Below are 21718 nucleotides of genomic sequence, written 5' to 3' on the forward strand. Positions count from 1 at the left end.
GCTACAGGATTCACGTTGTGTCCGATCTTTCGAAAAACCCGCTGCTGCAGTACATGGCCCGCCTGGCCCCATCCAGCCAGCAAACCATGCGCTACATTCTCCAGGACGCTGCCGACCGGCTGGGTTTTGTCGACTGCAATATCGTCGATGTGCCCTGGCACCGGCTCGAGCCCGGCCATGTGATCGCCCTGGTCGCGGCCCTGCGCACCGACGGTTATGCGCCCAACAGCTCCTCGCTGTACGTCAATGCCATCCGCGGGGTGATGAACGAAGCCTGGCGCCAGGGGCTGATCGAGCATGAACAATTGTTGCGCATCCGCGAGGTCAAGCCGGACAGCGGCAGCCGTCTGCCGCCGGGGCGCAACCTGCGGCGTAGCCTGATCCGCGAACTGATGGATGTGTGCGCGGCCGACCCGCGGCCACAGGGGGTGCGTGATGCGGCGATCATCGCCTTGCTGTATGGCACCGGCATGCGCAAGTCGGAATCGGTGGACATCGACCTTGACCAGGTCGACTTCGAGGCGCGCAGCTTGCAGGTACTGGGCAAGGGCAACCGCCAGCTGATCAAGTATGCGCCACCGTGGGCGTTCGAGAAGTTGCAGGCGTGGCTCGACCTGCGCCGCCAGGACCTGCCAGCCGGGGCCGAGGACGACCCGTTCCTGTTCAACCGCATCCGCCGAGGCAGCCACATTACCCGGGCGCGTATCACCAAGCATGCCATCTACTACATCGCCCGCCAGCGCGGTGCCCAGGTGGGGGTGAAGATCATGCCGCACGACTTCCGCCGGGCATTCATTACCCGGGTGATCGAAGAGCACGACCTGTCGATTGCGCAGAAGCTGGCGCATCACGCCAATATCCAGACCACGGCCATCTATGACCGGCGCGATGACAACGAGCGTCGGCGCGCGGTGGACCGCTTCGACTACTGATTACCCTACCGGTTGACGCGACCCGTGTAGGAGCGGCCTTGCGTCGCGATGGGCCGCAGAGCGGCCCCGGTGATTCAGTGGTGAGGTACAGATAGTGGGGCTGCTCTGCAGCCCATCGCGACACAAGGCCGCTCCTACAGGGCGCCGCGCAAGCACCTGAACAGGGCCCGGGGACGCCCCCGCTTTGTGCGCCACGCGCTCGTATGCCCGATACCAGAGCGGTGCGCGCAGATGTTTCATCTTCGTTCACCTGCGGAGTTGGCCCGCAACCTGCTATATCCAGCCTGAGAATTTGATCGAGTGGTCAGGCCGCGCGCGCTGTCGCCGCGCATGCCTTGCCCTCTAAACGGCCAGCAGGCCACGGATTTCAGGGGCCGCAGGATGTCGCTCGCGGAGCAGATCGAACAACCACAAGACGACGCAGGCTGGAGCGCCTACCTGCAGTTGCGCTTCGTCAGGCACGATGCACTGACCCGCCTTGGTGCGCGGCGGCATTTCGGACCTCTTTTGGTGCAGCGGCCGTTCTACCCCGAGGGTGCCCCGTGCCATGTCTACGTGCTGCATCCCCCGGGCGGGATTGTCGCCGGCGACCGCCTGGAGCTGGACATCCAGCTGGAGCCGGGCAGCCATGCCTTGCTGACCATGCCCGGGGCCAGCAAGTTCTACCGCAGCGTCGGCCCGACAGCACGGCTGACCCAGCGTTTTCACCTGGCGGCCAACAGCACCCTGGAATGGCTGCCCCAGGACAGCATCTTGTTCTCTGGCGCCCGCGCCAGCCTAGACAGCCGTTTCACCCTTGACCCCGGGGCGCGCCTGCTGGCGTGGGAAACCTTGTGCCTGGGGCGGCCGGTGATGAACGAGCGTTTCGAGCATGGCGCCCTGGACAGCCGCTTGCGCATCGAACTGCCTGGCGAGGTCGGCCTGCATGAGCGCCTGCGCCTGGAAGGCGGGCACCTGGCCAAGCTTGGCGGGCATCCGCTGGTGGCCACGTTCTGCGCCGCACCTGCCGACCAGGGCGTGCTGGAGCAGGTTCGCCCGCTGCTTGAACAACTGGGCAATCCGGCTGGCGCGACCCTGCTCGGGTCGTTGCTGGTGATCCGCCTGCTCGACCATGACAACCAACAACTGCAACGCACCCTGCAACGCCTGTGGCATGTGCTGCGCCCGGCCGTCCTTGGCTTGCCAGCCTGCCCTCCGCGTATCTGGGCCACCTGAGAGAGCGCCATGGAGCTGACCCCGAGAGAGAAAGACAAACTGCTGCTGTTCACCGCCGCCTTGCTGGCGGAGCGGCGCCTGGCCCGTGGCTTGAAACTCAACTACCCGGAAGCGGTCGCGCTGATCAGTGCCGCCGTGCTCGAAGGCGCTCGCGATGGCCGCAGCGTCGCCGAGCTGATGAGCCTGGGCCGCGAAGTGCTGAGCCGCGAGCAGGTGATGCCCGGCATAGCCGAAATGCTCCACGACGTGCAGGTCGAAGCGACCTTCCCGGATGGCACCAAGCTGGTGACCGTGCATGACCCCATCGTTTGAAATTGCCCAGGAGCCCCGCATGATCCCAGGTGAAATCCAGGTCGCCGACGGCGACATCGAACTGAACAGCGGCCGCGCGACGGTCAGCGTCAGCGTGGCCAACCATGGCGACCGGCCGGTGCAGGTCGGTTCGCACTATCACTTTTATGAAGTCAACCAGGCGCTGGTGTTCGACCGTGCGCCGACCCTGGGCTTTCGCCTGGACATCCCTGCCGGCACCGCCGTGCGCTTCGAGCCCGGCCAGGCGCGCACCGTGCAACTGGTGGCCTACGCTGGCAAGCGTGAAGTGTACGGCTTTCAGGGCAAGGTGATGGGCGCGCTGGAGGGCAGGGCATGAGCCGTATTTCGCGCCGGGCCTATGCCGACATGTTCGGCCCTACCGTAGGCGACCGCGTGCGCCTGGCCGATACCGCACTGTGGGTTGAGGTGGAGCAGGATTTCACGGTCTATGGCGAAGAGGTCAAGTTCGGTGGCGGCAAGGTCATCCGCGATGGCATGGGGCAGGGCCAGATGCTCGCCGCCGAGGCCATGGACCTGGTCCTGACCAATGCCCTGATCATTGACCACTGGGGCATCGTCAAGGCCGATATCGGCATCAAGCACGGGCGCATCGCGGTGATCGGCAAGGCCGGTAACCCCGATGTGCAGCCGGGGGTCACTGTGCCGGTGGGGCCCGGTACCGAGGTGATCGCGGCCGAGGGCAAGATCGTCACCGCAGGCGGCGTCGATTCGCATATCCATTTCATCTGCCCGCAGCAAGTGGACGAGGCGCTCAACAGCGGTGTCACCACCTTCATCGGCGGCGGCACCGGGCCGGCCACCGGCACCAACGCCACCACCTGTACGCCCGGCCCCTGGTACCTGGCACGCATGCTCCAGGCCGCCGACAGCCTGCCGATCAATATCGGCTTGCTAGGCAAGGGCAACGCCTCGCGGCCCGAAGCGCTGCGCGAGCAGATCGCCGCCGGCGCCGTGGGCCTCAAGCTGCACGAGGACTGGGGCTCGACACCGGCGGCCATCGACTGCTGCCTGGGGGTTGCCGAGGAAATGGACATCCAGGTGGCGATCCACACCGACACCCTGAATGAATCCGGCTGCATCGAAGACACCTTGGCGGCCATTGGCGAGCGCACCATCCACACTTTCCACACCGAAGGGGCCGGCGGCGGGCATGCGCCAGACATCATCCGCGCGGCGGGGCAGGCCAACGTGTTGCCATCCTCGACCAACCCGACCCTGCCGTACACGGTCAACACCGTGGACGAGCACCTGGACATGCTCATGGTCTGCCACCACCTGGACCCGAGCATCGCCGAGGATGTGGCCTTCGCCGAGTCGCGCATTCGCCGCGAGACCATTGCCGCCGAGGACATCCTCCACGACATGGGCGCCTTCGCCATGACTTCATCCGACTCGCAGGCCATGGGCCGGGTTGGCGAGGTGGTGCTGCGCACCTGGCAGGTCGCGCACCAGATGAAGCTGCGCCGAGGGCCGCTGGCGCCGGATACCCACTACAGCGACAACTTCCGGGTCAAGCGCTATATCGCCAAGTACACCATCAACCCGGCGCTGACCCATGGCATCGGCCACGAAGTGGGCTCGGTGGAAGCGGGCAAGCTGGCCGACCTGGTGCTGTGGGCACCGGCATTCTTTGCGGTCAAGCCGGCGCTGGTGATCAAGGGGGGGATGATCGTCACCGCCCCCATGGGCGACGTCAATGGTTCCATTCCCACGCCACAACCGGTGCACTACCGGCCCATGTTCGGCGCCCTGGGCGCGGCGCGGCATGCCACGCGCATGACCTTCCTGCCGCAGGCGGCGATGGACCGCGGCCTGGCCGAACAACTCAACCTGCGCAGCCTGATCGGCGTGGCCCATGGCTGCCGCCGGGTGCGCAAGCCCGACATGCTCCACAACACCCTGCAACCGCTGATCGAAGTCGACGCGCAGACCTACCAGGTGCGTGCCGATGGCGAACTGCTGGTGTGCGAGCCGGCCAGCGAACTGCCGCTGGCCCAGCGCTATTTCCTGTTCTGAAGGAGGACCGATGATTGTCTTGACCCGCCGAATCACCGCACCCGGCCCGCTGGGCGAAACCGGCAGCGTCACCCTTGATGTCGACAGCCGGATCAAAAGCCGCCTGCGGGTCACCCTGGACGATGGCCGCGAGGCCGGGCTGATGCTTGAACGCGGCCACCTGCTGCGCGGCGGCGAACTGCTGGCCGATGCCGAGGGCACCCAGCTGATCCGCGTGCTGGCGGCGCCCGAGGCGGTATCGACGGTGCGTTGTGCCGACCCGCACCTGCTGGCTCGTGCTGCCTACCACCTAGGCAACCGCCATGTGCCGCTGCAGATCGAGCCCGGCCTGTTGCGCTTCCAGCATGACCATGTGCTGGACGACATGCTACGTGGCCTTGGCCTGACGGTGGAGGCCGAGCAGGCCCCGTTCGAGCCGGAGGCGGGCGCCTATCAGAGCGCAGCGCACAGCCACAGCCACGCTCATGGGCACGACCACCCGTTCGTGCGCCTGCCCGCCCATTCCTGACCGACCTGGAGCCACTGATGAAAAAGACTTTCGCCCTGTTCCTGCTGATGCTGGCGCTGCCAGCCTTCGCCCACCCGGGCCACGACAGCCAGCCGCTGCAGGATGGCTTGCTGCACCCGCTGACCGGCCTTGACCACCTGCTGATGTTGCTCGGTACCGGCGTGCTTGCCGCGTTGACCCGGCGCAGCCTGGCATTGCCGGCGGCTACCCTGGCAGCCATGTTCGGCGGTGCCGTGTGTGGCCATCTGTTCGGCGATGTGCTGGGCATGGAAACCCTGATCGCCGTATCGCTGCTGGTGGCGGCCGCAGCCGTGTTGCTGCCTGCTCGGCAACTGTTGTTGGCCATGGCCATGCCGGTGTTCGCCCTGTTCCATGGCTGGGCCCATGGTGTGGAAGCGACGCCGAGTGCGTTCTGGCAGTTCAGCGCAGGGTTTGTCGCGGTCAGCGGGCTGTTGCTGGCGGCCGGCTTTGTCATCGGTTGCCTGTTGCGCCGGCACAGCGGCCTGCAGAAAGCCTTTGGCGGCGGCCTGCTGGCCGGCGCCGCGCTGGTGCTGGCCGGTTGATGGACAGCGACCTGGCGTTGCTGCGCCTGCTGCAGTTGGCCAGCCCCGGCTTGCCGGTCGGCGGCTTTACCTATTCGCAGGGCCTGGAATGGGCGGTCGAGGCGGGCTGGGTCCGCGGCGTGGGCGGTTTCGCTGCGTGGCAGCGGGAACAGGTCGACGAGACCCTGGCTGGCCTCGACTGGCCGGTACTGGCGCGCCTGTACCAGGCCTGCCAGGCCGAGGACGCCGAGGCCTTCGGCCGCTGGAGCCGTTTTTTGCTGGCCAACCGCGAGACCGCCGAGCTGCGCCTGGAAGAACAGCAACGCGGCGCCGCACTGGCGCGCCTGCTCGATGGCTGGCAGCTGGGCCAGGCACCGGCGTGGCGCGCCAGCCTCGAACTCACCCAGCTGGGCGGCATGGCCTGGTTGGCCGTGCACTGGGCCATCCCGCTACGCCAGTTGGCTTTGGGCCATGGCTTTGCCTGGCTGGAAGGCGCGGTAATGGCTGGGGTCAAGCTGGTGCCGTTCGGCCAGCAGGCTGCCCAGACCTTGCTGCGTGACCTCGGCGCAGGCTTGCCTGCTGCCCTGGATCAAGCCTTGGCCCTGGGCGATGACCAGCTCGGCAGCGGCCTGCCGTTGTTGGCCATCGCCTCATCGCGTCACGAAACCCAATACACCCGTTTGTTCCGTTCTTGAGGACTGCCTGCATGCAAAGCTATCAACAACCCCTGCGCGTCGGTGTCGGCGGCCCGGTCGGCTCCGGCAAGACCGCATTGCTCGAGGCCTTGTGCAAGGCCATGCGTGACCACTACCAGATCGCGGTGGTGACCAACGACATCTACACCAAGGAAGACCAGCGCATCCTTACCGAAGCCGGCGCCCTGGAGCCGGAGCGCATTGTTGGCGTGGAGACCGGCGGCTGCCCGCACACGGCGATACGCGAGGACGCCTCGATGAACCTGGCGGCGGTCGAAGCGCTGGCACGCAAGTTTGGCAACCTTGAGGTGATTTTTGTCGAAAGTGGCGGTGACAACCTCAGCGCCACCTTCAGCCCGGAGCTGGCTGACCTGACCATCTACGTGATCGACGTGGCCGAAGGCGAAAAGATACCGCGCAAGGGCGGCCCGGGGATCACCAAGTCGGACTTCCTGGTCATCAACAAGACCGACCTGGCGCCTTATGTGGGGGCCTCGCTGGAGGTGATGGAGCGCGACACCCAGCGCATGCGCCCGCAGCGCCCGTGGACCTTCAGCAACCTGAAGAAGGGCGAAGGGTTGCAGGCGGTGATCGACTTCATCGTCGAGCGCGGCATGCTGGGTGTGCGCGGCTGACTGCTTGTAGGCGCGGCCTTGCGTCGCGAATGGGCTGCGCAGCGGCCCCGGAATTTCAGCCCGCAGCACAGATTGCCGGGGCTGCTGCGCAGCCCTTTCGCGACGCAAGGCCGCTCCTACAAGACCTGCGCTCGGCTTGGGTCATTTATGGCAGCAATGGCCTGGGTCTGCTTGCCCTTCATAGCGGTCATGGTGCCGCACCCAGTCCATGGTGCCCGCTTCGTTGCGCCCCAGTGGCGCGATGTCGAGGAAGTTGTAGGTATTGACCAGGATATCCAGCCCGCGGGCATAGGTGGAATAGGTGTGGTAAACGCTGCCATCGGGCTCGCGGTAGAACGCGCTCAGCCCAGGCAACTCGCTTTCATCACCGGCATACGGCTCGTAGTTGTACTGGCGCTGGCCTTGGTCGCCAACACTCACGCCGAAGTCCTCGTTGAAGCTGCTGCCGTGCGATGAATACCAGGGGAAGCGCCAGCCCATGCGCTGGCGAAATGCCTGGAATTGCGCGTAGGGCGCTCGCGACACCGCCACCAGCGACACGTCGTGGTGCGCCAGGTGCAGGTTGGCGCCGTCAAAGTGGTCGGCCAGGAATGAACAGCCGTGGCAGCCTTCGGCCCAGCCCTCGGCGAACATGAAGTGGTACACCAGCAGTTGGCTGCGAGCGGCGAACAGTTCGGCCAGGCCCAGTTCGCCATCGGCGCCGTGAAAGCGATAGTCCTGCTCGACCTTGACCCAGGGTAAGGCGCGGCGAGCCGCCGCCAGCGCGTCACGGTGGTGGGTAACGGCCTTCTCGTGCAGCCACAGTTGCCGGCGTGCCGCCAGCCACTGGCTGCGGGACACCACGGGATGCCTGTTTTCGTGGGTGCTCATGGTGCTGTCTCCATGCTTGGGGTTCACACCCTGGTCGAGCACCGGCGGGTCGAATCGACAGGCAGCGCTGGCCGGGCGATGAGCGGTATCGGGCTCAGCCCGAGTGGGCGATAGGCCCATCGGCCATTTCATCCACGGCGTCATCCTCGCCGGGCAGTGCCGTGATCACGCTGAAGTCGCTTACCTCCACCTGGCCGCCGCCGTAGCCCAACAGATGGAAGGAAAACGCCTTGCGTGCAGTTGGGTTGTCAAAGCTGAACTCGATCTCCAGGGGCTCATCGGCGGTGACTTTCATCTCGTCAGGCAAGCCCAGCGGTACGTCCTGCTCCAGCTGCTTGGCCTTGAGCTGGATATAGGCTGCATGTTTCGGGTCCAGCGAGCGTACCTTGACCCGCACGCGCGTGTGCGAGCCCTCGGGCATTTCCAGGTACTGCGCGCCAATCAGGTTGTCCGCCCAGTCGTCGTGAATGCGCTTGTGCAGGCGGATTGGCGCTGGGCCACCGAACTGGTAGCGCAGGTTCAGCGGGGTGTGCTGCAGGGACTGGTCGAGCACTGTGGCCAGCGCGCCGATCTGTTCACCGAGCAGGTTGTCGCCCCGGCCCAGGTAACGTGCCTGGTCGGCGATGAAACCTTCGCTGGCATAACGCCGGCAACGTTGCTGGAAGTCGCACTCGGTGAACACGCCATGGCCGTCGTGATAGCGCAGCATGCCGTTGGTATAGGAAATCATCTCGCGACCGGTGTCGTAGTCGCGGTACAGCGAGCGGCCGCCGAGCGCCATGGGAATGGGCAGGGCAAAGTAGTCGAGCAGCGAGGTGGCCAGGTCGATATGGCCGTAGGTGCCGTGCTTGATGCGTGGCAGTTGCGCCTGCTCCGGCGCCAGGGTGAGGTTGAAGCCCCACGATGAGGCCAGGCGCACGCCATCGATGCCGTGGGACTCGTCGGAGGTGACCACCACCAGGGTGTCCTTGAGTACACCCTGACGCCCTAGGTTGTCGAGGAAGGTGCCGAGCGCGTCGTCGAGGTAGGCGACTGCTGCCTGTTTCGGCGTGTCGTAGCGCTCGAGGTATTCGGCGGGGGCCGAGTACGGCTGGTGGGTGCCGACGGTGAGCAGGGTGAGCATCCACGGCTTGTCCTGCTTCTGCAACTGGCCGACATAGCCCAGGGCACCTTCGAAGAAGGCCCGGTCGTCCTTGCCCCAGGGGAAGTCCAGGTAGTTCTTATTGCGGAACCACTCCTGGCCATGCACGGCATCAAAGCCGATGTGCGGCATGATGCGGTCCTTGGCCATGAAGCGCAGGCCGGCCCCCTGCAGGTAATGGGTGGTGAAACCGGCCTGGCGCAGTTGCGCCGGCAGGCAGGCCTGGTTGCGTTCGTTCTGGGTCAGCAGCTCGACCCCCTTGGGCGTGCCGTTGGCCAGCTTGTCGTAGTCACCGCAGAGCATGGAATAAAGGCCACGGATGGTCTGGTGGGTGTGCAGCACGTAGTCCGGGGTGTTCATGCCGCGCTCGGCCCATTGGCTGAGCCTGGGCATCAGCTCTTCGTCGAAGCGGCTGTGCAGCGCCTGGCGGTTGGGCCGCAGGTAGGCGCCGGGGATACCTTCCACGGTAATGACCAGCAGGTTGCGGGCGCTGCCGGGCCCGGCCAGCAGGCGCTGACCATGCAGGTCGGATTGGGTCAGGCCATTGCTGGGCAGCGGCGTGAAGCTGTGCGTCTGTCCCGTCCAGCCTTCGACGTGGCGCCCGAGGTCGCCGACGGCGGCCGACATCAGTTGATGGGGGAGGTTGTAGAGCCGCCATTGCTCGGCATCGGCAGGTGCCAGTTGCTGGCTACCCCAATGGCCAGCGAACAGCAACAGCGGGATGGCCCAAGCCTTGCGGGGCAGCGGCTGGCTGCGTTGGCTGCGCTGGCGCCAGGCGCTGGCCAGCCAGACCAGCAGGCCGGCACCCAGCGCCCAGGGCAGCCAGGCATGGGCGAGACCGCCGCCGGTTGAATTCTCGATGAATTGCGGGTCGGCCAGGTAGGCCAGGTCGGCTGTGGTGGGCAACCTGCCCACCGCACTCACCAGTTCGGCCGAGGCCAGCCACAACGCAGCCCATGCCAGTAGCACGGGCAGGGCCAGCCACCAGGGCCGGCGGTGCAACAGCAGGACCAGCAGGCTGCCGAGGGCCATGTCGGACAGGTAGCCGAGCGGGTTGGACCAACCCAGCATGGCGCGCATACCCAGTGGGATCACCAGTACCAGGCTTGCCAGGGCGGCAAGCCGGGTAGGTAGGTGGTCTGACAGGTTGTTCACAAAAAATTCCCTTTTTGCCATCAAATCGTCACGTATCTGTGCTGGATGATAACAGCCTGGGGCGGGGAACACGGTTTGCTACAAGGTTGGTAACCAAAATCCGGGCCGCGCGCGCGGCCCCGGACCTTGGCAAGTATCAGAAGTAGTAAGGGAATTTCAGGCTGAAGGAAAAGTCCGGCGCATCGTCGGTCAGACCAATGGACAGGTTGGGCACGATGGTCAGGTTGTCGGTAGCGGCGAAGGTCATGCCGATATTGAAGTTGGCCGCGTTGTAGTCGCTGTTGGAGATCGACTGCCAGTCGCCGCCATCCGGTTTGATCTTGCTCTTGCTGGCGAACTGGTCGGACACCGAGAACGACATGCTCATCTTCTCGTTGAGGGCAAAGGCGATACCACCGCCGATCTGCCAGGAGTCGCCCAGCTTCACGTCCCCTGGCACCTTGCTGTTGACCTGCGGGCTGATGTCGCTGAACGAGTCCTGCATGTTGTAGGTGTAGGACAGGCTGGCGAACAGCACGGCCGGGTCGAAGGTCTTGACCAGCGAAATGCCCGGGGTGATCGACCAGACGCCGTTGCCGGTCGGCAGGCTTTCCGGCACCGACAGGTTGTCGTTGCCAGGCACTTCGCGCAGTTTGATGCCGTAGGGGTCCTTGCCGGTGGGGGCCTTGATGCGCAAGGTGGCCACTGCATCGGGCCAGGTCTCGTCTTCGTCGAGGAACTTGTAGGCGACGCCGACGTTGATATCGCCGATTTCCGGGTCGCGGGTCACCGTTGCATCCGAGGTGCTCGCCCCGGCGCCGCCGGCACCGCCGGAAGAATAGGTAGACTCGCGGTACACCACCGGGACGTTGATATCGAACTGCCAACGCTGAGCCAGGTTGTACCGGGCGGTCATGTCCAGGGTCCAGTTGTCCGCCTTGATCCGGTCCAGATTGATGCTGCCGAGGAAGATCGAATCCAGTGCCAGGAAGCCGTTGAGCACCAGCGCGCGGGTATCGTAGTGGGTATAGGTGATGCCGGTCTCGAAACTGAACTTGCCACCGCCGAAAAAGCCGCTGGCCTCATCATACAGGTTGGATACGCTCTGCGCCGGCTCGGAATCGGCGGTCAGCGCCTGGCCGTAGGAGCTGCCGCTGGTTCCCGGCGCGCCGGATGCGACCGTTTGCGCGCCCTTGACCCCTTCGGCGGGGGATTTGACCAGGCGCCTGGGCGCAGGCGCTGGCGGGGTTTCCTCGACCTGGCGCACGCGCTGCTCCAAGACCATCAGCGCTTGCTGCTGGGCTTCGTAGCGGCGTTTCAGTTCGATCAGTTCTTGCTTGAGGGCCTCGACCTGGGGGTCGGCAGCTGCATGGAGCAAGGTGACCGGGGCCAGGCTGGCCAGACACACAAAAGCGTTCAGCGTTATCGATCGGTGCATGGCATTGCCGTCCCTGCCGACTTGTTTTCAGCAAACTGAGAAGATCAGTACCCGAATGTGCGAAGCCCCTTGAGCTGGTCGAGGCTGCCGTTCAGCGAAGCCGCTGTCGGCACGCTTTCGCGCATCACCACGTTCAGGGAAGTGAGGTTGTTGACACGGTTGCCGCTGCCCAGCAGGGTGGCGTTCTGCAGCAGGCCACCCTGGGCCAGGCGCTGTACGCTGCCGCCCTGGTTGTTGCTGGCGTGGATATTCAGCTGCACACCGACACCGCTGGCCGATACGCTCAGCGCACCAGCGCCGTTTGCGCCTGTCAGGGTCTGGCCGGCGGCCAGCGCCTGGCCCTGCGGCTGCCCAGTGGGCGCCTGACTGGCCTTGGTCACGTTGATGTCGACGTTGTTGTAGGCGCTGTTGTTGTCGCCTGCGGCGCGGACCACCTGGGTCACGCCCGCAGTGGTGCCGAGCCCGGCGCCGCCGGTCACGCTACCGGTACCGGGGGCAGATGCGCCGGCTGACGCCGTGCCAGTGCCTTGCTCGTCGATCAGCGAGACATAGAATTGCGGCTTGATGGTCGACTGCTGTATCTGCAGGGTGCTGGTCGCGCCGATCACATCGCCTTTGGCATTCTGCCAGGTGCTGGACATGACGATGCCGAAACTGACGATGCGCCCCGGCATCACGTAGCGGCCACGCAGGCTCGCCAGTTCCTGGTCCTTCAGTTCGATGGGCCTGAAGGTCTCTGCCTGGGTTGGCAGGCTCGCGGCCAGGCATGCCATTGCGAGCCACAGCGGATGCTTCATGGGTGCTCCCCGGAGCGTCATGCTCCTGTCGTTCGACCAGTCGTTAGAAGAAGTCGCTTTTGATGAAACCGAAATCCAGCAGCTCGGCGTCCTGCACCGGGGCGAAGTCGTTGACCCGGCCCTTGGCGGTCAGTGGCAGGGGCGGGTCGAGCAAGGCGTTGTGCTTGTCGTAGCCCTGGCCGATCACGGCGAAGATGATGCCGTTCCAGCCTTTGAGAAAATCCTCGACCTTGTAGCGCTTGTGGCCCAGCACCGGGTCACCGATGTACACCCAGCCGCGGTCGACCTTCTGCATGACCACGAAGTGCTTGTAGCCGCGCACCTCCATCAGCACGACCACCGGGATGCGAATGCTGTGCAGGGTCTCGGGCGCCACCCGGTAGCCGCGGGCACGCATGCCGAGGCTTTCCACGTAGCGCTTCATGTCCAGCATCGAGAAGCCCTGGGTGCGGACCAGGTCCTGGTCGGCGTGGGCCAGCATGCCTTCGATGATCTGTTGCTCGTTGACGTCCAGCCAGTAGGCCTGGCGCAGGATGGTGGCCAGTGCGGCGGCGCCGCAGCTGAAGTCGGTTTTCTGTTGCACCAGGTCGGCGAACTTGCGCTCGCGCACACTCTGGATGGGTTTGAACACCAGCGCGCCGCCGGGCAGCACGGACAATGGCATTTGTGCAGCCTCATTCACGCTGGCCAGGCACAGCAGACACGCCAAGGCAACAATACGCATGATCGGATGCCTTCCCTTTCTGTGGTGGAAAGGCCCCCCGCAGGGGGCCTCGAGCACAGCGATCAGAACGAGGTGTTGGAGATCGCCAGCGAGTTGCTTTGCTGGTTACCCACACCGGCCGCCACGTTCACGCCCAGGTTGCCACTGCCACCATTCACCGAGCCGCTAAGGGTCGCAGTGTTGGTCACCGGGTTGGCCCAGCCGGTCGGGGTCAGCACTTGGAAGGACACGGTATTGCTCAAGTCGTAGGCGCTGCTTTCGCTGTAGCTCTTCGCCACGTCGTTCGAAGATTGCGACGATTTCTCGCCAGACTTTTCAAACGCCGATTCCGATGCATTGGCATAGGACGACTCGTGAGCCTTTTCATACGAGGAGTCGCGAGACTTGTCGTAGCTCGATTGGCGAGACTTGTCATACGACGAGTCGAATGCCTTCTCGAACGATGCGTCGTACGCGCTTTCCCGCGAACGGTCGACGTCGACATTGAGCGAGGCGTTGAGCGAGCCATCGAAGCTGTCGGTGCGTGTGCGCTCGCGGCGGCCGTCATCGGTCGTCACGGTACGGGTAGCATCGGCGGCGGCAGCCAGGGAGGCACTCAGGCTCGCGCTGCTGGACGAACTGGCGTTGCCGGCCACCGAGCCACTGGCATTCCAGCTGTTGGAACCGCTGGCCGTGGCGCTGTGCGAACCGCTGGCATTGCTGCTGCTCGACCCGCTGGAGCTCCAGCCATTGGAGCCGCTGGAGCTGGCACTTTGCGAGCCGGCCACGCTGAAGCTCGACGACGAGCTGCGGTCGTCGGACGAGTTGAACGTGCCCTCACGCGAGCTCGAGCCGCTCTTGCTGGTGGTGATGGTCAGCGTATCCACGCGGTAGGTGCGGTCGGCGCTGTTGTTCACCACCAGGCCCGGGCCATTCTGCTCGGCCGAGGCGGTGGCCGTGGCATTGCCCAGCGGGGCACCGGTATTGGCGATGGCCATGGTGTTCTTCTGCTGGTTGAGGTCGCCGCCGGCGATGTTGACGCCAACGTTGCCCTCTGCACCATCGGCCGAGCCGGTCATGACTGCCGAGCTTTGCGTGGACCAGTTGTCGACGCGGTTGTTGTTGCTGAACTGGCGGACATCGGCGGTGGCTTCGGCGGTACCGAACACGAAGCTGTTGTCCAGGCTGGACTCGGACGATGCGTTGGCAATGGCTGCGGCGTTGTCCTGCTGGTTGCCGTTGCCGGCTGCCACGTTGACACCCACGTTGCCGCTGGCACCGGCGGCCGAACTGCTCATCTCGGCCGCATTGACAGTGCCTTGGTTGGTGATTTTGTTGCCTGTACTGCGCTGGCTGTCAATGGCGTTGGCCGTGGCAAACACAGGGATCCTGGTGGGAGGAGGCTTGTGCTGCCCGTTATTATGGTGACCATTGTGGTGCCCGCCACTCCGGTCGTTCTGCTCAGCTTGTACAGCAACAGCCATGACCGCAGCAATTGCGAAAACCAGAGGCTTGATTGCCATCGAGGGTTTCATGGTGATTCTCCGTACGTTATTGGTTAAGTGTCGTTCTTGACTGAATGGGTCAATCCGCGACCCGGATGCTCAGGGTGTTGGCCATGCGGTTTCCCACCCCGGCACTCTGGTTCAACTGGATCACCCCACGGCTACCGGTGAAGGCCTGGTCACTGGTGGTGACCTGGCGATGGCCTGTTGGGGTGTCAGTTGCACCGGAGTTGTTGAGCAGCGCCACGTTCTGCTGCAGGAGGACGCTGTCGTCGATGCTTTGCGGCTGGGCACCGATGCTGATGCTCAGTGCATTCGCTTGCTGGGTATTGGCACCGGCGCTCTGGTTGACCCCGAGGGCGCCAGTGCCGTTGCTGAAGGCGTTGCCGTGGATCTGCGCGCGGGCGTCCAGCGCAGGATTGGCGGGCGTCGCCAGGCGTTGCCGTATCTGCGTGCTGGCGTTCGCTGCAGGCCCGACGGCAATGGCCCGCGCATTCACCTGCTGTTGCTGGTTACCTGCGGCCTGGTTGACCGAGAGGTTGCCTTGGTAGTGGCTGCCGGAACTGTCGATATCGGCATTGTCGAGCACGGGGACTGGCGACTGGGCGAGGGCCGAGGCACTGCACAGGGTGGCCAGGATCAGCAGCATGGGCTTCATCTCACTTGCTCCCGCCAGTCAGGATTTGCAGCGGGGCGAGGCCACGCTGCACGCTGGAATTGACCATGTTGGAGATGCCGTTGCCCGAGCCTGTGCCGCGTCCGCCGGAAAGGTTGGGCAGTTGTGTCTGCTGGCCGAGATTGCCGCCCAGGTTGTTGGTCTGCTGGGTGATCATGCTGCTGATCCCCGCGCCGCTGCTGATGCTGGCGAAGTCGCCGTCACTCAGCTCGTTGGTTTGCCTGAGCACCTGGGCAGACGGGTTGGCATTGACGGTGGTGGGAGTCGGGTCGGGGATCAGCGGCGGGACCGTTGCGTTACGCGTCTGCACGTCGCGGGTGATGATGATGATGCCTTTGTCCGCCTGGGCAGTCAGGCTCAATGCAGCGAACAGGCAGAACAGCAGCAGATGGTGAAGGCCTTTGTCAGTTTTCCTCACGACGGCATCTCCTTTTTTGAGCGCTGGTCCTGTTCAGCGATGCGAACGGGACAGCAGGAGGTGTGCCGTTTTTGAAAAAACTCGAGGGATCAAGGGGTTAAGAAAAGAGGGTGAGAAACTACGGCGTATTCTGTCTCAGCCGTGAAACAGGCGCTGCGGGGCGTTACCGGTCAAGCCGGTGCCGGCTTCGACGGGAGGGGGCTTTTGGCCGGGGTGTTTCAGCACGTTGACAGCGCCCGCGAAACTGGGCGAAGCCCCTGCTGTTTCGGGGCTTTCGGTCCAACGAAGTGTGTCGGCGCTTTAACACTCTGTGAAAGTGGCTGGCGTATCGCTATCAATCAGCCTAGCGACTGTTTGCAGGGCCAGCAACTGGCGTTGTGGCCAATCGCCGGCAATTATTTCGTACGCTTGGTTATGCCGTTGCAACCAGTGCAGGCTGTCGTCGAAGAATCGCTGGCGGTCGCTCAGTTCTGGCTGGCTGCGCTGGCCATCGGCAACCCAATCCACCCCTTGCGGGCTAAGCAACAGGTGCAGGTGGTAATGCCGTGCCAGCAATGCCTGCTCCAACCAGGGCGGGCAGTCACCGAACAGCGCCTGGCTCCACAGCATGTTGCTCAACAGGTGGGTGTCGAGGATCAGCAGTGGCGGTGTTTTTGCACGGGCACTGTCTTCCCAGGCCAGCTGGCCGCGCGCGATGGTGGGAATATCGGCGTAGCAGGTATCGCGGCATTCCTGGTCGATGAAGTGGCGCACGTATTCGGCCACCACCAAGCCGCCGAAACGCGCCTGGATCACCCCGCTGAGCCAGCTTTTGCCGCTGGATTCCGGGCCGCACAGCACCAACACCTTCATTTCCTGTGGCGTGGTCATGGTTGTACCAGCGCCGGGTCGCGATGCCATTCCAGCCAGCCGCGCAAGGCGATCAGGGTGAGCACGGCGAAGAAGCCGGCGGTGAAGTACAGCTGCTGGTGCAGGTATTGGCCGACGTAGATGATGTCCACCACGACCCAAAGCGGCCAGCACTGCAGGCGTTTTTGCGCCATCCACAATTGCGCAACCAGGCTGAACCCGGTCAGGCTGGCGTCCAGCCAGGGCAGGGCGGCGTCGGTCCAGTTGGCCATGGCGGCGCCCAGCGTGGCGCTCAGCAGCACTCCGGCGGCCAGGCCGCTGAGCAGTGCAGGGCGCTGCAGGCGTGAAACCTGGCGGGCATCTTCAACATGCCCCGGACGTTTCCATTGCCACCAGCCGTACAGTTGCAGGATGGCGTAGGCCAGTTGCAGCAGCATGCCCGAATACAGTTTCACTTCGTAGAACAACCAGCCATAGATCAGCACCATGACCAGGCCGATCGGCCAGCACCAGGCGTTCTGCTTGACCGTGAGCCAGACAGCGATGACGCCGAGGACGGCGGCGATGAGTTCAAGGCCGGACATCGGCGATCCTTGGAGAGATTATCGGAGAGGGCGGCGATTGTAGCGGGTCGCCAGGGCAAGGTGTAGGGCGTCGGCGAAGCTGGGGCTGCAAAGCAGCCCCGGCGTTCTCGAACTTAAACCCGGAACTGCCGCAACAGCTGCTCCAGCTCTTCGCTCAACCGCCCCAGCGCCACTCCGGCTTCACTGGACTGGCGCGCCGCATCGGCGGTCTGTTGCGACAAGCCGGCGGTATCCAGCACGTTGCGGTTGATTTCCTCGACCACATGCGACTGCTGCAGGGTGGCGCTGGCTATCGAGGCGTTCAAGGCGGTGAGGTTGTTCAGCGCCTGGTTGATGGCGTCCAGGCTGGCGCCGGCTTCACGGGCCTGTTCGACCGTCTGGCGCGAAGCTTCGCTGCTGGTGTCGATGGCCTTGACTGCCGCGTCCGACTGGCTTTGCAGGTGCTCGATCATGGTGTGGATCTCGGCCGTCGACTGCGCCGTGCGCTGGGCCAGCAGGCGCACCTCGTCGGCGACCACGGCAAAGCCGCGGCCTTGCTCGCCGGCCCGTGCCGCCTCGATGGCCGCGTTCAGCGCCAACAGGTTGGTCTGTTCGGCGATGGAGCGGATCACGTCCAGCACGCCACCGATGCGTGTGCTGTGCCCGGCCAGCTCACGGATCACCTGCACGGCCTGGTCAATGGTCAGCGACAGCTGGTCGATCTGCGCCAGGCTGCCGTGGATGGCCTGCTGGCCGTGCGCCACCTGCTGCTGCGCAATGCGCATCTCCCCGGCGGCCTGCTCGGCGGTCTTGGCCACGTCCTGCACGGCGTAGGTGACCTCGTTGACGGCGGTCGCCACCTGGTCCATCTGCAGCGATTGCTGGGCGCTGTGCTGCTGCGCGGCGCCGGCATTGTCACCCACATGCCCGGCCGACTGGGCCAAGGCATGGGCTGCCCCCTGCAACTGGCCGACCACCCCTTGCAGCTTGCCGTTGAAGCGGTTGAAGTGCTCGCCCAGGTGGGTGATTTCGTCGCGGCCGTGGGTGTCCAGGCGCCGGGTCAGGTCGCTTTCGCCGCTGGCGATGTTGCCCATGGCCTGCACCGCTTCCTGCAACGGGCGCGCAATGCTGCGGGCAATCAGCATCACCACCAGCGCCATCAGCACGGCAATGGCCAGGCCGACCAGCGAGGCGTCGCGCAACTGGCGGTTGAACTCGGCCTGCACGTCATCGACGTAGACGCCCGAGCCAATGATCCAGCCCCACGGCTTGAACAGCTGGATATACGACGTCTTGGCCACCGGCTCGCTGGCACCGGGCTTGGGCCAGCGGTAGTTGACCGGCCCGGCATCCTGTTTGCGGGCCAGTGCGACCATCTCGTTGAACAAGGCAAAGCCGTCGGGGTCACGGATGCCCGACAGGTCCTGGCCGTCGAGCTTGGGGTTGGCCGGATGCATGATCATCTTCGGCCCCAGGTCGTTGATCCAGAAGTAGTCGTCATGGTCGTAGCGCAGCGCGCGCACCACTTGCAACGCCTGTTGCTGGGCCGCTTCGCGGCTGAGCGTGCCGGCCGCCTCCAGGCCTTGGTAATAGGCCAGTACACCGGCGGCAGTCTGCACCACGTGGCGGGTCTTTTCCGCTTTGGCCTGGTACAGGTCGCCATGGATCTGGCGCAGCATCAGCAGGCCCAGCACCAGCAGCATGGCCACCGCGACCAGCAGGATCAGCCACAGGCGGCGGCTGATAGACATCGATCTCAGGGTTTTCATCCACAGCTCCCGCATTGTTCTTTTTATTCAGGTGCATCCAAGCATGCTTTACGCCATGGCCGTACTCGACTAATGGCTAAGTGCTATGCGACTGATAGTCTGCAGCGGTCGTACAAGGCGATTGCAAAGGCGCTCTGCTAGGATGTCGGCCGCGCAAGATGAAACCTTTAGGCGGGGCGAACTTTTCTGCTGGCATTGCGCCCAACAGACGCTGTAAAACAGCCGGGCCGCGCGCGGCAATTTCAAGCAAATCAAGAACAAGGGGCCTGCAACGAGCAGCGCCTCAGCGGGGGAATGATGGATTTTTGGACTGCCTTTCAGGCAATCATCTTGGGTGTGGTCGAAGGGCTGACGGAGTTTCTGCCGATATCCAGTACCGGTCACCAGATTATCGTCGCCGACCTGATCGGGTTTGCTGGCGAACGGGCCATGGCTTTCAACATCATCATTCAGCTGGCGGCGATCCTGGCGGTGGTGTGGGAGTTTCGTAGCAAGATCCTCGACGTGGTCTTCGGCCTGGCCAGCCAGCCGACGGCGCGGCGTTTCACCGGCAACCTGTTGCTGGCGTTCCTGCCGGCGGTGGTCCTGGGCGTGCTGTTCGCCGACCTGATCCATGCCTACCTGTTCAACCCGATTACCGTGGCGGCGGCACTGGTGGTGGGTGGGGTGATCATGCTCTGGGCAGAGCGTCGCGAGCACCGCGTGGAGGTCGACCATGTAGACGACATGCGCTGGAGCCATGCCTTGAAGATTGGCTTCATCCAGTGCCTGGCGATGATCCCGGGCACTTCGCGCTCCGGCTCGACCATTATCGGTGGGCTGCTGTTCGGCCTGTCGCGCAAGGCCGCGACCGAGTTCTCGTTTTTCCTGGCGATGCCGACCATGGTGGGCGCAGCGGTGTATTCAGGCTACAAGTACCGCGATCTGTTCCAGCCCGGCGACCTGCCGGTGTTTGCCCTTGGCTTCGTGACCTCGTTCATTTTTGCCATGATTGCCGTGCGTGCGCTGCTGAAGTTCATTGCCAACCACAGCTACGCGGCATTCGCCTGGTATCGCATCGCCTTCGGCCTGCTGATCCTGGCGACCTGGCAGTTCGGTTGGGTTGACTGGGCCACTGCACATGGCTGAGGCGGCCAGGGGAGTACGCCTGGAAGGCGTACGCAACGTGCGCCTGAAACTGCTGCTGTTGGGCCTGCTGTGCCTGTTGCCCGGCCTCGGCGCGGCGCGCATGGCCTGGGTCGACCAGGCCTGGTGGCCACTGGCGTTGTACCCGGCGATGAGCCTGATCAGCCTGCTGCTGTACTGGCAGGATAAGCAGCAGGCTCGCACCCAGGCCTGGCGTACGCCAGAAAAGGTGCTGCATGCCAGTGAGCTGCTGGGTGGTTGGCCGGGGGCACTGCTGGCGCAACAGCTGTTCCGCCACAAGACCCGCAAGGTCTCGTATCAGCTGGTGTGCTGGGCGATCGTGGCGCTGCACCAGGCGTTCTGGGCGGACTGGCTGTTGCTTGGCGGGCGTTACCTGGCCGTTGGCTGATGGGTGGCTGTGCCGGCTTCTTCGCGGGTAAACCCCACAGGTGCAGCCGCGAAGAGGCCAGCAGCATGGGTCACAAGACCAAGCCCGCCTGCAGCCGTTTGGGCAAGCGCTGTACCACCAGCTGGTGCGAGCGCCGTAGCAAGTCACACAGCTCGTCGCGCCCCATCGGGTAGGGCGGTGCCATGCTGATCCACCGCGCCCGCGCCAGATACGGCGCAGGCCGCACCCCCGGGCGATCGCAATAACCGAGAAACAGCTCGTCGGCGACTTTGAACGACAATCCTGCGCCCGCCAGGTCGAGCACTGCGAACATCTTGTTGCCCGCCACCGAGAACACCCGGATGCCACCCCATTTGTAGTCTTCCCGCGCCCCCGGCAGGCTCAGGCAGTACGCCGCCACCTCGGTTTCGCTCATGTGCCGTTCAGACATACTGTTCTCCGCAGGCCTCGAACGAGGCCGCCAGGTGGTCGATCCACACCCGTACCGCCGGCAGCAAGCCACGCCGGTGCGGATACACCGCCTGCAGGTAACCACCCGGTAACGACCAGTCCGGCAGCAGGCGCACCAGTTCGCCGCGGGCCAGTTCTTCCTCGCAGAACATGCTGGGCAGCGCGGTGAACCCGAGGCCTGCCCGTACAGCAGCATTACGTACTACGAAATCATCGATTGCCAGGCGTGGTTCCAAGGCGATTTCCTGCTGTTTGCCGTGCGGGCCGAACAGCCGGAAGTGTACCAGCCGGTCCGCTTCGGCGGCGCCCAGTACGGGTAACGACGCCAGTTCGCCGGGTTCGCGAATGTGGTCGGCGAAACCGGGCGCGGCAACCAGTTGCATCTGCGCCTGGCGCAGGCGCCGGGTAACCAGGGCCGGGTCTTCATCGCCCAGGTCGCGCACCCGCAGCGCCACGTCGATGCCTTCGGAAATCAGGTCGACCCGGCGGTTGAGCAGCACCATGTCCAGCTGCACCAGCGGGTATTGCTCAAGAAAGCGGCTGATCACCTCCGGCAGGAAGGCATGGGCCAACGCCACCGGGCAGGACACCCGCAAGCGCCCACGCGGTTCGCTGCTCATGCTGGCCACCGCTTCGTCGGCGGCTTCGGCCTCAAGCAGCATGGCCTGGCAGTGGTGCAAGTAGCGTTCGCCTACGGCGGTGAGCTTCAGTTGCCGCGTGGTACGCTGCAGCAGGCGAGTGCCCAGGCGTTCTTCCAGCTCGGCAATGCGCCGCGACAGCCGCGACTTGGGGATGCCCAGCTGGCGACCGGCTGCGGCAAAACCGCCGGCCTCGACTACGCGGGCAAAATAGAAAAGGTCGTTGAGGTCTTGCATGGGCCTGTCTCACTGTTCCATCTGTGGGACAAACTAACGCATTTTTGCTGACTTATCAGCCATTGGCTCCCTCGGTAGGATTCTCCCCATCGTGATCGCCCACTGTCGCGGTCGTCATTC

General features: G+C 64.6%; 24 protein-coding genes and 1 pseudogene. 11 read left to right on the top strand and 14 right to left on the bottom strand.

The features are described from left to right. The first annotated feature begins 17 nt into the window (after window positions 1-17). The 9 genes from xerC (at window position 18) to ureG (ending at window position 6876) form a co-directional block, all read left to right on the top strand. Window positions 18-932, top strand: a complete 915-nt coding sequence (xerC, locus tag ACJA3S_RS11645; protein WP_170029649.1) for a tyrosine recombinase XerC — start codon at window positions 18-20, stop codon at window positions 930-932. Between the two features lie 381 nt (window positions 933-1313). Continuing rightward, entirely contained in the window at window positions 1314-2147 is an 834-nt protein-coding gene (locus ACJA3S_RS11650) for an urease accessory protein UreD (protein ID WP_406821948.1), read from the top strand. Between the two features lie 9 nt (window positions 2148-2156). Beyond that, window positions 2157-2459 (top strand): urease subunit gamma, encoded by a 303-nt coding sequence (locus ACJA3S_RS11655; RefSeq protein WP_170029651.1) that lies wholly within the window; start codon window positions 2157-2159, stop codon window positions 2457-2459. A gap of 19 nt (window positions 2460-2478) precedes the next feature. Further along, complete coding sequence (locus tag ACJA3S_RS11660) at window positions 2479-2796, top strand: urease subunit beta (RefSeq protein ID WP_170029652.1); 318 nt, start codon at window positions 2479-2481, stop codon at window positions 2794-2796. Then, complete coding sequence (gene ureC / locus ACJA3S_RS11665) at window positions 2793-4496, top strand: urease subunit alpha (protein WP_406821949.1); 1704 nt, start codon at window positions 2793-2795, stop codon at window positions 4494-4496. Before ACJA3S_RS11660 ends, ureC begins: the two co-directional genes overlap by 4 nt. 10 nt (window positions 4497-4506) lie before the next feature. Further along, window positions 4507-5004, top strand: a complete 498-nt coding sequence (gene ureE, locus ACJA3S_RS11670) for an urease accessory protein UreE (RefSeq protein ID WP_406821950.1) — start codon at window positions 4507-4509, stop codon at window positions 5002-5004. Window positions 5005-5021: 17 nt separating this feature from the next. After that, on the top strand, window positions 5022-5567 hold the full coding sequence (locus ACJA3S_RS11675; protein WP_406821951.1) for a HupE/UreJ family protein: 546 nt from the start codon (window positions 5022-5024) through the stop codon (window positions 5565-5567). After that, window positions 5567-6241, top strand: a complete 675-nt coding sequence (locus ACJA3S_RS11680; protein ID WP_406821952.1) for an urease accessory protein UreF — start codon at window positions 5567-5569, stop codon at window positions 6239-6241. The genes ACJA3S_RS11675 and ACJA3S_RS11680 overlap by 1 nt, the downstream gene beginning before the upstream one ends. An 11-nt stretch (window positions 6242-6252) precedes the next feature. Beyond that, a complete protein-coding gene (gene ureG / locus ACJA3S_RS11685) occupies window positions 6253-6876 on the top strand; it encodes an urease accessory protein UreG (protein ID WP_010953755.1) in 624 nt (207 codons plus the stop codon). Between the two features lie 141 nt (window positions 6877-7017). Here ureG and ACJA3S_RS11690 read toward each other — a convergent pair whose 3' ends face one another. The 12 genes and pseudogenes from ACJA3S_RS11690 to ACJA3S_RS11745 all read right to left on the bottom strand — a co-directional run. Next, complete coding sequence (locus ACJA3S_RS11690) at window positions 7018-7746, bottom strand: DUF899 domain-containing protein (protein WP_406821953.1); 729 nt, start codon at window positions 7744-7746, stop codon at window positions 7018-7020. Window positions 7747-7840: 94 nt separating this feature from the next. After that, window positions 7841-10042, bottom strand: a complete 2202-nt coding sequence (locus tag ACJA3S_RS11695) for an LTA synthase family protein (RefSeq protein WP_406821954.1) — start codon at window positions 10040-10042, stop codon at window positions 7841-7843. Window positions 10043-10178: 136 nt separating this feature from the next. Beyond that, window positions 10179-11459: a hypothetical protein gene (locus tag ACJA3S_RS11700; protein ID WP_406821955.1), complete on the bottom strand. Its 1281-nt coding sequence runs from the start codon at window positions 11457-11459 to the stop codon at window positions 10179-10181. 44 nt (window positions 11460-11503) lie between these two features. Continuing rightward, entirely contained in the window at window positions 11504-12256 is a 753-nt protein-coding gene (locus ACJA3S_RS11705) for a hypothetical protein (protein ID WP_406821956.1), read from the bottom strand. Between the two features lie 43 nt (window positions 12257-12299). Further along, entirely contained in the window at window positions 12300-12980 is a 681-nt protein-coding gene (locus ACJA3S_RS11710; RefSeq protein WP_406821957.1) for a C39 family peptidase, read from the bottom strand. A 62-nt stretch (window positions 12981-13042) separates the two neighbouring features. After that, on the bottom strand, window positions 13043-14494 hold the full coding sequence (locus ACJA3S_RS11715) for a heme utilization protein (RefSeq protein ID WP_406821958.1): 1452 nt from the start codon (window positions 14492-14494) through the stop codon (window positions 13043-13045). A 49-nt stretch (window positions 14495-14543) separates the two neighbouring features. Beyond that, window positions 14544-15122, bottom strand: coding sequence for an adhesin (locus ACJA3S_RS11720; protein ID WP_406821959.1), 579 nt, complete (start codon window positions 15120-15122; stop codon window positions 14544-14546). A gap of 1 nt (window position 15123) precedes the next feature. Next, window positions 15124-15558, bottom strand: a complete 435-nt coding sequence (locus ACJA3S_RS11725; protein WP_406821960.1) for a hypothetical protein — start codon at window positions 15556-15558, stop codon at window positions 15124-15126. Between the two features lie 300 nt (window positions 15559-15858). Continuing rightward, on the bottom strand, window positions 15859-16428 hold the full coding sequence (locus ACJA3S_RS11730; protein ID WP_406821961.1) for an AAA family ATPase: 570 nt from the start codon (window positions 16426-16428) through the stop codon (window positions 15859-15861). Then, on the bottom strand, window positions 16425-16991 hold the full coding sequence (pnuC, locus tag ACJA3S_RS11735) for a nicotinamide riboside transporter PnuC (RefSeq protein ID WP_406821962.1): 567 nt from the start codon (window positions 16989-16991) through the stop codon (window positions 16425-16427). The genes ACJA3S_RS11730 and pnuC overlap by 4 nt, the downstream gene beginning before the upstream one ends. Window positions 16992-17104: 113 nt before the next feature. Beyond that, window positions 17105-17839, bottom strand: a complete 735-nt coding sequence (locus ACJA3S_RS11740; protein WP_406822241.1) for a methyl-accepting chemotaxis protein — start codon at window positions 17837-17839, stop codon at window positions 17105-17107. 186 nt (window positions 17840-18025) lie between these two features. Then, window positions 18026-18754: pseudogene (locus ACJA3S_RS11745) on the bottom strand (cache domain-containing protein); the annotation flags it as partial. Window positions 18755-19036: 282 nt separating this feature from the next. Here ACJA3S_RS11745 and ACJA3S_RS11750 point away from each other — a divergent pair. Both ACJA3S_RS11750 and ACJA3S_RS11755 read left to right on the top strand, forming a co-directional pair. After that, on the top strand, window positions 19037-19867 hold the full coding sequence (locus ACJA3S_RS11750; RefSeq protein WP_170029668.1) for an undecaprenyl-diphosphate phosphatase: 831 nt from the start codon (window positions 19037-19039) through the stop codon (window positions 19865-19867). Then, window positions 19860-20273: a DUF1294 domain-containing protein gene (locus ACJA3S_RS11755; protein ID WP_406821963.1), complete on the top strand. Its 414-nt coding sequence runs from the start codon at window positions 19860-19862 to the stop codon at window positions 20271-20273. Before ACJA3S_RS11750 ends, ACJA3S_RS11755 begins: the two co-directional genes overlap by 8 nt. A 70-nt stretch (window positions 20274-20343) precedes the next feature. Here ACJA3S_RS11755 and ACJA3S_RS11760 read toward each other — a convergent pair whose 3' ends face one another. Together ACJA3S_RS11760 and ACJA3S_RS11765 are read right to left on the bottom strand one after the other, a co-directional pair. Next, a complete protein-coding gene (locus tag ACJA3S_RS11760; protein ID WP_170029670.1) occupies window positions 20344-20703 on the bottom strand; it encodes an MmcQ/YjbR family DNA-binding protein in 360 nt (119 codons plus the stop codon). Beyond that, window positions 20696-21598 carry a LysR substrate-binding domain-containing protein gene (locus tag ACJA3S_RS11765; protein WP_406821964.1) on the bottom strand — a complete coding sequence of 301 codons (903 nt, stop codon included), beginning with the start codon at window positions 21596-21598 and terminating at the stop codon, window positions 20696-20698. Before ACJA3S_RS11765 ends, ACJA3S_RS11760 begins: the two co-directional genes overlap by 8 nt. Between the last annotated feature and the right edge of the window lie 120 nt (window positions 21599-21718).

The sequence above is a fragment of the Pseudomonas sp. KnCO4 genome (assembly GCF_045344305.1).
Taxonomy (GTDB): Bacteria; Pseudomonadota; Gammaproteobacteria; order Pseudomonadales; family Pseudomonadaceae; genus Aquipseudomonas; species Aquipseudomonas anuradhapurensis.

Coding starts and splice junctions, on each gene's coding strand:
- ACJA3S_RS11650 (WP_406821948.1), top strand. CDS start 1,314: ATGTCGCTCGCGGAGCAGATCGAACAACCACAAGACGACGCAGGCTGG.
- ACJA3S_RS11655 (WP_170029651.1), top strand. CDS start 2,157: ATGGAGCTGACCCCGAGAGAGAAAGACAAACTGCTGCTGTTCACCGCC.
- ACJA3S_RS11660 (WP_170029652.1), top strand. CDS start 2,479: ATGATCCCAGGTGAAATCCAGGTCGCCGACGGCGACATCGAACTGAAC.
- ureC (WP_406821949.1), top strand. CDS start 2,793: ATGAGCCGTATTTCGCGCCGGGCCTATGCCGACATGTTCGGCCCTACC.
- ureE (WP_406821950.1), top strand. CDS start 4,507: ATGATTGTCTTGACCCGCCGAATCACCGCACCCGGCCCGCTGGGCGAA.
- ACJA3S_RS11675 (WP_406821951.1), top strand. CDS start 5,022: ATGAAAAAGACTTTCGCCCTGTTCCTGCTGATGCTGGCGCTGCCAGCC.
- ACJA3S_RS11680 (WP_406821952.1), top strand. CDS start 5,567: ATGGACAGCGACCTGGCGTTGCTGCGCCTGCTGCAGTTGGCCAGCCCC.
- ureG (WP_010953755.1), top strand. CDS start 6,253: ATGCAAAGCTATCAACAACCCCTGCGCGTCGGTGTCGGCGGCCCGGTC.
- ACJA3S_RS11690 (WP_406821953.1), bottom strand. CDS start 7,746: ATGAGCACCCACGAAAACAGGCATCCCGTGGTGTCCCGCAGCCAGTGG.
- ACJA3S_RS11700 (WP_406821955.1), bottom strand. CDS start 11,459: ATGCACCGATCGATAACGCTGAACGCTTTTGTGTGTCTGGCCAGCCTG.
- ACJA3S_RS11705 (WP_406821956.1), bottom strand. CDS start 12,256: ATGAAGCATCCGCTGTGGCTCGCAATGGCATGCCTGGCCGCGAGCCTG.
- ACJA3S_RS11710 (WP_406821957.1), bottom strand. CDS start 12,980: ATGCGTATTGTTGCCTTGGCGTGTCTGCTGTGCCTGGCCAGCGTGAAT.
- ACJA3S_RS11715 (WP_406821958.1), bottom strand. CDS start 14,494: ATGAAACCCTCGATGGCAATCAAGCCTCTGGTTTTCGCAATTGCTGCG.
- ACJA3S_RS11720 (WP_406821959.1), bottom strand. CDS start 15,122: ATGAAGCCCATGCTGCTGATCCTGGCCACCCTGTGCAGTGCCTCGGCC.
- ACJA3S_RS11730 (WP_406821961.1), bottom strand. CDS start 16,428: ATGACCACGCCACAGGAAATGAAGGTGTTGGTGCTGTGCGGCCCGGAA.
- pnuC (WP_406821962.1), bottom strand. CDS start 16,991: ATGTCCGGCCTTGAACTCATCGCCGCCGTCCTCGGCGTCATCGCTGTC.
- ACJA3S_RS11740 (WP_406822241.1), bottom strand. CDS start 17,839: ATGGACCAGGTGGCGACCGCCGTCAACGAGGTCACCTACGCCGTGCAG.
- ACJA3S_RS11750 (WP_170029668.1), top strand. CDS start 19,037: ATGGATTTTTGGACTGCCTTTCAGGCAATCATCTTGGGTGTGGTCGAA.
- ACJA3S_RS11755 (WP_406821963.1), top strand. CDS start 19,860: ATGGCTGAGGCGGCCAGGGGAGTACGCCTGGAAGGCGTACGCAACGTG.
- ACJA3S_RS11760 (WP_170029670.1), bottom strand. CDS start 20,703: ATGTCTGAACGGCACATGAGCGAAACCGAGGTGGCGGCGTACTGCCTG.
- ACJA3S_RS11765 (WP_406821964.1), bottom strand. CDS start 21,598: ATGCAAGACCTCAACGACCTTTTCTATTTTGCCCGCGTAGTCGAGGCC.